General features: G+C 74.1%; 13 protein-coding genes. All 13 read right to left on the bottom strand.

All coding sequences use genetic code 11. The features are described 5' to 3' along the window. A partial coding sequence (locus tag PLP61_RS10355) for an ATP-binding cassette domain-containing protein (protein ID WP_324502632.1) occupies positions 1 to 1,439 on the bottom strand: 1,439 nt, incomplete at its 3' end. A 180-nt stretch (positions 1,440 to 1,619) separates the two neighbouring features. After that, complete coding sequence (locus PLP61_RS10350; protein WP_324502631.1) at positions 1,620 to 2,906, bottom strand: dihydroorotase; 1,287 nt, start codon at positions 2,904 to 2,906, stop codon at positions 1,620 to 1,622. Then, positions 2,903 to 3,850 carry an aspartate carbamoyltransferase catalytic subunit gene (locus PLP61_RS10345; protein WP_324502630.1) on the bottom strand — a complete coding sequence of 316 codons (948 nt, stop codon included), beginning with the start codon at positions 3,848 to 3,850 and terminating at the stop codon, positions 2,903 to 2,905. The genes PLP61_RS10350 and PLP61_RS10345 overlap by 4 nt, the downstream gene beginning before the upstream one ends. After that, on the bottom strand, positions 3,847 to 4,428 hold the full coding sequence (pyrR, locus tag PLP61_RS10340) for a bifunctional pyr operon transcriptional regulator/uracil phosphoribosyltransferase PyrR (protein ID WP_324502629.1): 582 nt from the start codon (positions 4,426 to 4,428) through the stop codon (positions 3,847 to 3,849). The genes PLP61_RS10345 and pyrR overlap by 4 nt, the downstream gene beginning before the upstream one ends. Positions 4,429 to 4,560: 132 nt before the next feature. Then, the gene (locus PLP61_RS10335) at positions 4,561 to 5,805 is read right to left on the bottom strand and encodes a MinD/ParA family ATP-binding protein (RefSeq protein ID WP_324502628.1); all 1,245 of its coding nucleotides are present in this window, start codon (positions 5,803 to 5,805) and stop codon (positions 4,561 to 4,563) included. 74 nt (positions 5,806 to 5,879) lie between these two features. Then, a complete protein-coding gene (gene nusB, locus PLP61_RS10330; RefSeq protein WP_324502627.1) occupies positions 5,880 to 6,290 on the bottom strand; it encodes a transcription antitermination factor NusB in 411 nt (136 codons plus the stop codon). Further along, complete coding sequence (gene efp, locus PLP61_RS10325) at positions 6,290 to 6,853, bottom strand: elongation factor P (RefSeq protein WP_324502626.1); 564 nt, start codon at positions 6,851 to 6,853, stop codon at positions 6,290 to 6,292. Before efp ends, nusB begins: the two co-directional genes overlap by 1 nt. Positions 6,854 to 6,952: 99 nt before the next feature. Continuing rightward, a complete protein-coding gene (locus PLP61_RS10320; RefSeq protein WP_324502625.1) occupies positions 6,953 to 7,726 on the bottom strand; it encodes an SIMPL domain-containing protein in 774 nt (257 codons plus the stop codon). 38 nt (positions 7,727 to 7,764) lie between these two features. Next, positions 7,765 to 8,199, bottom strand: a complete 435-nt coding sequence (locus tag PLP61_RS10315) for a type II 3-dehydroquinate dehydratase (RefSeq protein WP_324502624.1) — start codon at positions 8,197 to 8,199, stop codon at positions 7,765 to 7,767. Further along, on the bottom strand, positions 8,196 to 9,299 hold the full coding sequence (gene aroB, locus PLP61_RS10310; protein ID WP_324502623.1) for a 3-dehydroquinate synthase: 1,104 nt from the start codon (positions 9,297 to 9,299) through the stop codon (positions 8,196 to 8,198). Before aroB ends, PLP61_RS10315 begins: the two co-directional genes overlap by 4 nt. Then, positions 9,296 to 9,832: a shikimate kinase gene (locus PLP61_RS10305; protein WP_502889022.1), complete on the bottom strand. Its 537-nt coding sequence runs from the start codon at positions 9,830 to 9,832 to the stop codon at positions 9,296 to 9,298. The genes aroB and PLP61_RS10305 overlap by 4 nt, the downstream gene beginning before the upstream one ends. Beyond that, a complete protein-coding gene (aroC, locus tag PLP61_RS10300) occupies positions 9,829 to 11,007 on the bottom strand; it encodes a chorismate synthase (protein ID WP_324502622.1) in 1,179 nt (392 codons plus the stop codon). The genes PLP61_RS10305 and aroC overlap by 4 nt, the downstream gene beginning before the upstream one ends. Positions 11,008 to 11,046: 39 nt before the next feature. Then, a partial coding sequence (locus PLP61_RS10295; RefSeq protein ID WP_324502621.1) for a prepilin peptidase occupies positions 11,047 to 11,659 on the bottom strand: 613 nt, incomplete at its 5' end.

Raw genomic sequence — 11,659 nt, 5'->3', positions numbered from 1 at the left:
GCCAGCGCCAGCCGGCGCCGCTGGCCCACCGAGAGCCTCGACACCGGCGTGCGCAGGTCGCGCGGGTGGAGCAGACCGAGCCGCCGCAACGGCGCGCTCTCCGCGGTCGCGTCCCCCACCGCGCGCCGGTACGTCGACTCCGCCGACCGGCCCGGGTCGGGGAACCGGGTGTCCTGCTCCAGCTCGACGACCCGGTCGGCGACGACCCGGACGGTGCCGCCGTCGGCGCGGACCCGACCGGAGAGCACGCCCAGCAGGGTCGACTTCCCCGACCCGTTGGCACCGGTCACCAGCAGGCGCTCCCCTGCCTCCACGTCGAGCCGGTCCAGCGCCACCCTGCCCCGGACGAGCAGGTCGCGGAGCTGCACGACCCGGCCGGTACGGCGCGCGCCGGTGAGCGGAGTGCTCAACCGCAGGGGAGCCGGTGGTCGCGGGACCCGGTCACGCTCCTCCACCGCCAGTCTCACCTGGGCGTTGCGCTTGCGGCGGGCGAGGGTCCGGTCGACCCCGGCCCCCTTGAAGGAGTAGATGAACTTGTCGTTGTCGCGCGGCTGCCGGTCGTGGGCGATGGCGGACGTGCCGCTCCTGGTGGCGGCGCGCAGCCCGGCGAGCCGCTCCTGCTGGGCGGCGTACTCCTCCTCCCAGCGCCGCCGAGCAGCGTCCCGGTGCTCCTGGTAGGCGCTCCACCCGCCGTGGAACCGGCGGGTCGAGCGACCGCCGGGCCCGGACGGGTCCAGGTCGACCAGGTCCGTGCAGACCTGGTCGAGGAGCACCCGGTCGTGGCTGGCCAGGAGTACCACGCCGGGCAGCTGGGTGAGGAAGTCGGCGAGCACCTCGAGCGCATCGTCGTCGAGGTGGTTGCTCGGCTCGTCGAGGAGCAGGGCGGTCGGCCGGGTGGTCATCACGGCGGCCAGGGCGAGGCGGGTGCGCTGTCCGCCCGAGAGGCTGCCGATCCGGCGCGCGCGGTCCAGGTCGCCGAGGCCCAGCCGCTGGGCCGCCTCCGCCGCCCGGCGGTCTGCGTCCCACGCGTCGTGGGACTGGGCCCACTCGAGCGCACGGGCGAACGCGGCGGCACCGGCCGGGTCGTCGAGACCGGTCGCCAGCCGCTCCACCTCCGCCACCGCCCTGCGCAGCGGGCCCAGGGTGTGCCCCAGCACCTCCTCGAGGGTCGAGGAGTCGGAGAACGGCGGCTCCTGGTCCAGCAGGACCAGGTCGGCGGGAGCCTGGACCGTCCCGGTCACGCGGGCCGGGGCAGGGAGCCGCCGGGCCACGGCGCGCAGCAGTGTCGACTTGCCGGCGCCGTTCTCCCCGACCAGCCCGATGCGGCGGCCGGGCTGGGCTGTCAGGTCGACCGCGTCCAGCACAGTGCGGTCGGGGTAGGCGACGGACAGGTCGCGGACGACAACCGGAGCGAGCGGGTCGGGGGTCTGGACGGTCACGCGGGATCCTCACGGAGCGAGCCGGGGACTCACCGGGCGAGCGCCGCGGACGTGAGTCGGGTCAGCGTGGGATCCACATGGTCGCACCAGCCTAGGCCGGTCGAAGGCCCGTCCGCCACCGGTTTACCGGCGGCGGACCCGGCCGACGACTCGTGCCATGTCTCGCGTGCTTCGTGCCGGTCAGCAGGCCTTGCCGTCGAGCACCGTGGCCCGGCCGCGGAGGAACGTGGCCACGACCCGTCCGGGGAGCTCCATCCCGGCGTACGGGGTGTTCCGCGAGAGCGAGGCCAGCTCGGCGGCGTCGACCACGCGTCGGACCGACGGGTCGTAGAGCACCAGGTTGGCCGGCTCGCCGACGTCCAGCGGGCGACCGTGGCCGGTGAGCCGGCCGATCCGCGCCGGGGCGAAGGACATCCGCTCGGCGACGCCGGCCCAGTCCAGCAGTCCGGTGTCGACCATGGTCTCCTGCACGATCGACAGCGCCGTCTCCAGCCCGAGCATGCCGAAGGCCGCGGCGGCCCACTCGCAGTCCTTGTCCTCAAAGGGGTGCGGGGCATGGTCGGTGGCGACCACGTCGATGACGCCCTCGGCCAGCCCGGCCCGCAGCGCGGCGGTGTCCTCGGCCGACCGCAGCGGCGGGTTGACCTTGTAGATCGGGTCGTACGTCGCCGCGAGCTGGTCGGTGAGCAGCAGGTGGTGCGGTGTCACCTCGGCGGTGACGGCCCAGCCCTGCTCCTTGGCCTGGCGGACGATCTCGACCGACCCGGCCGTGGAGACGTGGCACACGTGCAGCCGGGAGCCGACGTGGGCGGCGAGCAGGCAGTCGCGGGCGATGACCGCCTCCTCGGCGACCGCGGGCCAGCCGGCCAGCCCGAGCTTGCCCGAGAGCTCGCTCTCGTTCATCTGCGCACCCTCGGTGAGCCGTGGCTCCTGGGCGTGCTGGGCGATGACCCCGTCGAAGGCCTTGACGTACTCCAGCGCCCGCCGCATCAGGAGCGGGTCGCTCACGCAGTGGCCGTCGTCGGAGAAGACCCGCACGCGGGCCGCGGAGTCGGCCATCGCCCCCAGCTCGGCGAGCCGCTGACCGGCCAGGCCCACGGTCACCGCACCCACGGGGAACACGTCGCAGTGGCCGGCCTCGTGGCCCAGCCGCCACACCTGCTCCACCACCCCGGCGGTGTCGGCCACCGGGTCGGTGTTGGCCATCGCGTGCACCGCGGTGAAGCCACCCAGCGCCGCCGCACGGGTGCCGGACTCGACGGTCTCGGCGTCCTCGCGGCCCGGCTCGCGCAGGTGGGTGTGGAGGTCGACCAGCCCGGGCAGGGCGACCAGCCCTCCGGCGTCGACGACCTCCGCGTCCTCGGCGGTCAGCCCCCGGCCGACCGCCGCGACCACGCCGTCGCGAAGCAGCAGGTCGGTGGGCTCGCCGCCCAGGACCCGGGCGTTCTGGATCAGGTACGTCGTCACGCGTCGGCCTCCTCGCCGGTTGTCGAGTCGCTGCCGCTGAGCAGCAGGTAGAGCACGGCCATCCGGACCGCCACCCCGTTGGTCACCTGCTCCACGATCACCGACCTGTCGGAGTCGGCGACGTCGGCGGTGATCTCCATGCCGCGGACCATCGGGCCGGGGTGCATCACGATCGTGTGGTCCTGCAGGGTCGCCATCCGGCGGCCGTCCAGGCCGTACCGGCGGGAGTACTCCCGGGCGGTCGGGAAGAACGCGGCGTTCATCCGCTCGCGCTGCACGCGGAGCATCATCACCACGTCGGCCTTGGGGATGACCGCGTCCAGGTCGTACGACGTCTCCACCGGCCAGCTGTCGACCCCGACCGGCAGCAGCGTCGGCGGGCCGACCAGGGTGACCTCGGCCCCGAGCGTGTGCAGCAGCAGCGCGTTGGAGCGAGCGACGCGGGAGTGCAGGACGTCGCCCACGATCACCACACGCCGGCCGTCCAGCGAGCCGAGGTGGCGCCACATCGTGAACGCGTCCAGCAGCGCCTGGGTGGGGTGCTCGTGGGTGCCGTCACCGGCGTTGACCACGGTGGAGCGCACCCACCCGGAGTGGGCCAGCCGGTGCGGGGCGCCGGAGGCGCCGTGCCGCACCACCACCGCGTCGGCGCCCATCGCCTCCAGGGTCAGCGCGGTGTCCTTGAGCGACTCACCCTTGCTCAGCGACGAGCCCTTGGCCGAGAAGTTGATGACGTCGGCGGACAGCCGCTTGGCGGCGGCCTCGAACGAGATCCGGGTGCGCGTGGAGTCCTCGAAGAACAGGTTCACCACCGTGCGGCCGCGCAGCGCGGGCAGCTTCTTGATCGGCCGGTCGGCCAGCGAGCGCAGCTCGGCCGCCGTGGACAGGACCAGCTCGGCCTCGTCGCGGGTCAGGTCGGCTGCCGAGAGCAGGTGCCGCTTCATGCCGTGCCTCCCGGGGCGTCCTCGATGGTGACGGCGTCGACGTCGTCGACGCCGGTCAGGCGCACGCTGACCCGCTCCACCAGCGAGGTGGGCAGGTTCTTGCCGACGAAGTCGGCACGGATCGGCAGCTCGCGGTGGCCACGGTCCACCAGCACCGCGAGCTGGACCGCACGCGGGCGGCCCAGGTCGTTGAGGGCGTCCAGCGCGGCTCGGATGGTGCGCCCCGAGAACAGCACGTCGTCGACCAGGACGACCGTGTGTCCGTCGATGCTGTGGCCGGGGATCTCGGTGGGCAGCAGGGTCCGGGCCGGACGCAGCCGGAGGTCGTCGCGGTACATCGTGACGTCCAGGGAGCCGACGGGGACGGCGTACCCCTCCACGGCGGAGATCCGCTCGGCGATCCGCCGGGCGAGCGGTACGCCGCGCTTGGGGATGCCCAGCAGGACGAGGTCGCGGGCGCCCTTGTTGCGCTCGAGGATCTCGTGGGCGATCCGGGTCAGCGCCCGGGTGATGTCGGTGGCGTCGAGGACCACACGGCCCTCCGAGGACGCCTCTGGTGACGCAGGCTGAGCACACATCAGGTGCCTGACCTCCTTCTCCGCCTCACGGGACGGCTCGTTAAAGGATGTCGATCGGCGCCGAGGTTACCAGGGGCCCGCGCCGGGCTGCTGAGGGGGCGCCGCACGCGCGCCCGCCCCCACCCGGGCGCCTCACAGACAGGCGGCCATCGCGGCGCAGGCCTGCAGCCACGCCCGGTTGGTCTCGGTGGACAGCTGGGCGTAGGGGATCACCGAGCCCGACACGAGCACCGGGTCGTAGGGCACCCGGTGCACGCTGCGGGTCCGCTGGGAGTAGACGTGCTCCAGGTCGTGGGCGAGAGCATGGTCGACGACCGGGGAGGGGTCGGAGAGCACGGTGAGGGTCTTGTGCTTGAGGTTCTCGTAGCCGGCGTCCTGGAGGGCGTCCAGCATCCACAGCCCGCTGTAGCCGGTGTCCTCGCGGATGGTGGAGGTGACCACGAGCAGGTCCGCGGTCTCCGCGGCCGCCAGCCAGTTCTCGGCGCGCATGTTGTTGCCGGTGTCGACCAGGATCACCCGGTAGAACCGCTCCAGGAGCCGGTGCACGGCGGTGAAGTCCTCGGCCCGGATCATCCCGGTCACGTCCGGCCGCTCGTCGGAGGCCAGGACGTCGAAGTGCGCGTCGCCCTGGGAGCGGACGAACGCCCCCAGGTCGCCGATCCGGGACTGGTAGACGTCGGTGAACCGCTCCAGGTCCTCCAGCAGCTCCCGGGTGGTGTTGCGGTGGGCCGACCGCGTCCCGCGGATCCCGAGCGTGCCGCGGGTCTCGTTGTTGTCCCACGCCACCACGCCTCCGCCGCGGACGGTCCCGAAGGTGTAGCCGGCCGCGAGCACCCCGGTCGTCTTCGCCGCCCCGCCCTTGGGGTTGATGAACACGATGGTGCGCGGTCCGGCGAAGTCGCGCTGGATCAGCTGGCGCGCCTGCAGGTGGGCCCGCTCCGCGGCGCCCATCCTCGGGTGGAGGACTCCGCCGCTCCAGCGGGTGACCATGCCGCGCCAGCCCCAGGTGGCCGGTCCGTCGTCGGCGCTGGCCGAGCGCCGCTCCAGGAAGTCGGTCGCGCTGACGTAGCGGCGTACGGCGGTGTCGTCGGAGCCGGGCGCCGGCTCGGCTCCGGGGGCCGGCTCGGCGGTCCCCTCCGCCCCGGACACCGGTACGGCGGGTGCCGGGGGCGGGAGGGGAGCGGGATGCGCGGGCGGCGGCTCCGCCTCGGCGTGCTCGCCGAGCCCGGGGATCAGCGAGCCGGCCTCGTCGGTCATGGGCTGGTGCGGGACCGTCAGCGGGTCCACCTCCCACCGAGGGGGGTCGAGCGGCTGGGCGTGCCGGGCCGCGTAGCCGCGCCCGGCGGCCGCCGGCCCGTGCTGCTGTTCCTGCTCCATGTCCGAGACCTCCGGGTGGCGTTCCGGTCGACTGGCGACGCCGCTGGGAGTTCCCACCCTACAGAAGGGGCGGGTCAGCCCTCGGGAGACGGCTGGTCACGCAGGATGCTGCCGAGGATGCCGTTGACGAACTGGGGCGAGTCGTCGGTCGACAGCTCCCGCACGAGGGCGACCGCCTCGCTCACCGCCACCGCACCCGGGACGTCGTCGACGTACAGCACCTCGAACATGCCGATCCGCAGCACGTTGCGGTCCACGGCGGGCATCCGCTCCAGGGACCAGCCCTGGGAGTACTGCGCGAGCAGCTGGTCGATCCGCTGCTGGTGCTCCGCCACGCCCCGGACGAGGAAGGAGGTGTACTCGTTGGTCGGCCCCTCGCCCGCCGCGATCGCGCGATCGAGCGCCCGGACCGGGTCCTCCCCGCGCAGCTCGCTGGCGTAGAGCAGGTCCAGCGCGCGTTTGCGCGCCTTGGATCGAGCCCCCATCAGCCGCTGACGCGGCCCAGGTAGGAGGAGTCCCGGGTGTCCACCTTGACCCGCTCCCCCACCGTGATGAACAGCGGCACCTGGATCGTGTGACCGGTCTCCAGCGTGGCCGGCTTGGTGCCGCCGGTGGACCGGTCGCCCTGCAGACCGGGCTCGGTGTAGGTGATCTCCAGCTCCACCGAGGCCGGCAGCTCGATGTAGAGCACGCGGCCGTCGTTGGTGGCGACGATCGCCTCCTGGTTCTCCAGCAGGAAGTTGCGGGCCTCGCCGACGATCTCCGGGGTCACCTCGATCTGCTCGTAGGTGCCGGTGTCCATGAACACGTAGGAGGTGCCGTCGTTGTAGAGGTACTGCATGGTGCGCTTGTCGACGTTGGCGACCTCGACCTTCACGTCGGCGTTGAAGGTCTTGTCGACGGTCTTGCCGGACTCGATGTTCTTCAGCTTGGTGCGCACCACCGCGCCGCCCTTGCCGGGCTTGTGGTGCTGGAACCAGGTGACCTGCCAGAGCTGGCCGTCGAGGTTGAGAACCATGCCGTTCTTGAGGTCGTTGGTGGTTGCCATGGGCGCGCGTCAGCCTAACGTCGTCGAGTGCGGGAGCGGCGCGGGCGGCGTACGCCGCGCACCGGCCGGGCGAGTCTAGCCCGCCACGCCGACGGCGGCCTACTCGAAGGCCCAGGACACCTGCACCCGCACGGTCAGGTCGCTCCGGCCGGCGCGGATCGGCACGCTGCCGGCGGCCAGCCCGGCGAGGTCTCGTGCGTAGACCGGCTGCGGGGTCGGCGCCGGCGAGGCCACCTCGCGCACCGTGAGCACCTCGCCGAGCGTGCGGCCGGCCGCCGCGGCGTACTGCTCGGCCTTGGCCGTCGCGTTCTGGACGGCGGTGTCCCGGGCCTGCGCCAGGTACCTGTCCGGGTCGCCGACGTCGAGGGTGATCGAGTGCACACGGACGTCGTTCCCGCCCGCAGTCACGGCAGCGCTGATCGCCCGGCCGCCCTTGGTGAGGTCGCGGACCTTCACCCGGGCCTGCTGGGTCACCCGGTAGCCGGTCAGCACCGGTGCGCCGGAGCTCGGGTAGTAGTACTCCGGCTCCATCGACAGCCCGGTCGTCTGGACGTCGGCCTTCTGGACGCCGTACTCGTCCAGCGCGGCGAGCACCCGGTTCATGGTGGCGTTGGAGGCGGCCAGGGCGTCGCCCAGGTCGCTGCGCTTCGCGGTGACCGTGACGCCGAAGCCCAGCTGGTCGGGAACGGCGCTCACCTTCCCGACCCCGGACATCCGCATCCCGGCCGGCGGTCGGGCCGGCTCCCCCGCTGTCGTGGCGCCGTCCTCGCCGCTGGCGCCGACGAGGTACGCCGCGGCGAGCGCGACCACCCCGAGCAGCGCCACCACCGCCACCAGCAGCGCCCGCAGTCCCCTGTCCGACTTCTCGGTCATGTCGGTGGGACGTGCCCGGCGGCCCGGCGGTTCCCGCGTCAGCGCCCCCTCGAGGCGAGGACCTCCAGCGCCTCCCGGTAGCCCTCGACGCCGCGGCCGGCGATGGTGGCGACGGCGTGCGGCTCGACGACGGAGGTGTGCCGGAACGCCTCCGGTCGCTGGGTGGGGTCGGAGAGGTGCACCTCGACGAGCGGGGCGGTGAGCTGGGCGCAGGCGTCGTAGAGCGCCCAGGAGTAGTGGGTCCACGCCGCGGCGTTGAGCACCACCGGGGTCGCGTCGTCCGCCGCGGCGTTGAGCCAGTCGAGCAGCTCGCCCTCGTGGTTGGTCTGGCGCACCTCGACCTCGAGCCCCAGCGCCCGGCCCCAGGCCACGCACCGCTCGGCGAGCTCCGCGTGGGTGGTGGTGCCGTAGATCTCCGGCTGCCGCCGCCCGAGCCGGCCGAGGTTGGGCCCGTTGAGCACCAGGACGTTCATCGTGTCTCCTCCGCCACCGCGTCGTACGCCGCCGCGAGGTCCGCCTCGCTCGGTCCGGCGAGGATGCGGGGCCGGGCCACGTCGTCGAGCACCAGGAACCGCAGCTGGGAGCCGCGGGTCTTCTTGTCCACGCTCATCGCGGCCCGCAGCTCGGCGAACCCGCCACCCGCGTAGCCGGTGGGCAGGCCCACCCGGGAAAACGCCGACCGGTGCCGGGCGACCACGTCGCCGGGCAGTGTCCCGGCCCGGGCGGCCAGCTCGGCGGCGTACACGCAGCCGATCGCCACCGCCTCGCCGTGGCGGATCCGGTAGTCCTCGACCCGCTCGATCGCGTGCGCCAGCGTGTGGCCGTAGTTGAGCACCTCGCGGCCCGGGTGCCCGTCGGCGCCGCCGGTCTCCTTCAGGTCGGCGACCACCACCGCCACCTTCACCGCGATGGCCCGCTCGACCAGCTCCCGCAGCACCGGGGAGTCCCAGGTGAGGCTCGCCGGGTCGGTCCGCTCCACCAGGTCGAGGATGACCGGGTCGGCGATGAATCCGCACTTGACGACCTCGCCCAGCCCGGCGACGAGCTCGGCGTGCGGGAGCGTGGCCAGCACGCCGAGGTCGCACAGCACGCCCGCGGGCTCGTGGAAGGCGCCCACCAGGTTCTTCCCGGCGCGGGTGTTGATACCGGTCTTGCCGCCCACGGCGGCGTCGACCATGCCGAGCAGGGTGGTCGGCAGGTGCACCACGCGGACGCCGCGCAGCCAGGTCGCGGCCACGAAGCCGCCCAGGTCGGTGGTGGCTCCCCCGCCGAGGGTGACCACCGCGTCGGAGCGGGTGAAGCCTGCCTCGCCGAGCGCCTCCCAGCAGTCGGCGGCCACCTCGGCGGTCTTGGCCTGCTCGCCCTCGGGAAGGCCCAGCGCGAGCACGTCGTACGCCGGCCGCAGTACGTCGAGCACGGGCCCGGCCAGCTCGCCCAGCCCGGCGGGGTGGAGCAGCGCGACGCGCTGCACGTCCCTGCCCAGGACCTCCGGCAGCCGGTCTGCGAGACCGACGCCGACCACGACGTCGTACGGCGCGGCCCCGCCCACGTGCAGCACGGTCGGAGCGCTCATCCCAGCGCCGCCAGGATCTCGGCCGCCACGTCCTCGGGGGTGCGCCCGTCGGTGTCCACCACGAGCGTGGCGAGCGCCTCGTAGACCGGGGTCCGCTCGTCGAGCAGCGCCTTGACCCGAGCCCGCACGTTGCCCAGCAGCAGTGGCCGCGACGTGCCCAGCCCGACCCGCTGCACCGCGTCGGAGAGACCGACCCGGAGGAACACCACCGGGTGTCCCACCAGCAGCGCGCGGCTGGCCGGGTCGAGCACGGCCCCGCCGCCGAGGGCGAGGACCCCCTCGCAGGTGTCCAGGGCCTCGGCCACGGCCGCCGCCTCCAGCGCCCGGAAGTGCGCCTCGCCGGAGTCCACGAAGATGTCGGAGACCGAGCGTCCCTCGGCAGCCTCCACGTCGGCGTCGGTGTCCCGCACGGGCAGCCCCCACGCCTCCCCCAGCAGCGCCGCCACGGTGGTCTTGCCGGCGCCCATGGGGCCGATCAGCACCACCCGCGGGCCGTGCCGCTCGAACCGGTCGTGGGCGCTGACGGCGCTCACCGGAACCTCAGTGTGTCCAGGTACCCCTCGGCGTTGCGCCGGGTCTCGGCCACCGAGTCGCCACCGAACTTCTCCAGGACCGCGTCGGCGAGGACGAGCGCGACCATGGCCTCGGCGACGATCCCCGCTGCGGGCACCGCGCACACGTCCGAGCGCTGGTGGTGGGCCACGGCCGGCTCGCCGGTCGCCACGTCGACCGTGCGCAGGGCGCGGGGCACGGTCGCGATGGGCTTCATCGCGGCCCGCACCCGGAGGAGCTCCCCCGTGCTCATCCCGCCCTCGGTACCCCCCGCGCGGCCGGAGGTACGCCGCAGGCCGCCGTCGCCGGCGACGATCTCGTCGTGGGCCCGCGACCCGGGGGTGGCGGCCAGCGCGAACCCGTCGCCGACCTCGACGCCCTTGATCGCCTGGATGCCCATCAGGGCGCCCGCGAGCCGGGCGTCGAGGCGGCGGTCCCAGTGCACGTGGGAGCCGAGCCCCGGCGGGAGCCCGGACACCACGACCTCCACGACGCCGCCCAGGGTGTCGCCGTCCTTGTGCGCCTGGTCGATGGCGGCCACCATCGCCGCGCTCGCCACCGGGTCCAGGCAGCGCACCGGGTCCTCATCGATCCGGGCGGCGTCCGCGGGGGTGGGCACCAGCCCGGCCGGCGCGGGTACGCCGCCCAGCTCCACCACGTGGGAGACCACCCGGGCCCCCACGGACTGCTCCAGGAAGCTCGCGGCCACCCGCCCCAGGGCCACCCGGGCCGCGGTCTCGCGTGCCGAGGCGCGCTCCAGGATCGGCCGGGCCTCGTCGAAGCCGTACTTCTGCATGCCCACCAGGTCGGCGTGCCCGGGTCGGGGCCGGGTGAGCGCGGCGTTCCTGGCCAGCGCCTCCAGCTCGACGGGGTCGACAGGGTCGGCCGCCATCACCTTCTCCCACTTCGGCCACTCGGTGTTGCCGACCTCGACGGCGACCGGGCCGCCGAGCGTCTCGCCGTGGCGGACCCCGCCGAGGATGCGGACCTCGTCGGCCTCGAACTTCATCCGGGCGCCCCGCCCGTAGCCCAGCCGGCGCCGCGCCAGGGCCTCGGCGAGGTCGGCGGAGGTCACCCGCACGTGCGCGGGCAGCCCCTCGAGGATCGCCACCAGCGCAGGGCCGTGGGACTCACCGGCGGTCAGCCAACGCAGCATGGCTGCAGTCTGTCACGTGGGATCCGGGCCCCTGGCCGGTCACCCGCCGGCGAGACCGGCCCAGAGCGGCTGGCCCCACAGCACCCCGAGCAGGGCGCCGAGGATCATGAACGGCCCGAACGGGTAGGCGCTGCGGAGCAGCGCACGGTCCCGGCGCAGCACCGCGAGCAGCAGCCCGGGCAGCCCGAAGAGGAGGAACCCGGCGTAGAGGCCGACGAACAGCTGGCCCCACCCCAGGCTGCCCAGCACCAGCCCGAGCACCCCGGAGAGTCGGACGTCGCCGTACCCCATCCCGCGGGGGTAGGCGAACCACAGCACGAAGAACACCAGGCCAGCCACGAGCCAGCCCGCTCCCGCGCGGATCAGGTCCGGGGTGTCGCGGGTCGCCAGCCAGGTGACACCGACGCCGAGCACCGCGACGGCGTAGCAGGGGGTGATGAGCCGGGTCGGCAGCAGCCGGGTGCGCAAGTCGATCACCGAGAGCGCCACCAGGAGCGGGACGAGCGGCAGCAGGTAGACCAGGGGCCAGGCCCAGCCGAGCTCGGCGCCCAGCAGGCCGCCGGCCGCCAGGGCCACCAGCGCCGTGCGGCGGCCCAGGCCGGGGCGGCGGGCGATCTCGACGTAGAGCTCCTTGGGCGGCTCGGGCTCGGCC

The organism is Nocardioides sp. (assembly GCF_035429765.1).
Lineage (GTDB): Bacteria > Actinomycetota > Actinomycetes > Propionibacteriales > Nocardioidaceae > Nocardioides.
This window is presented reverse-complemented; position numbering and strand designations above follow the sequence as displayed.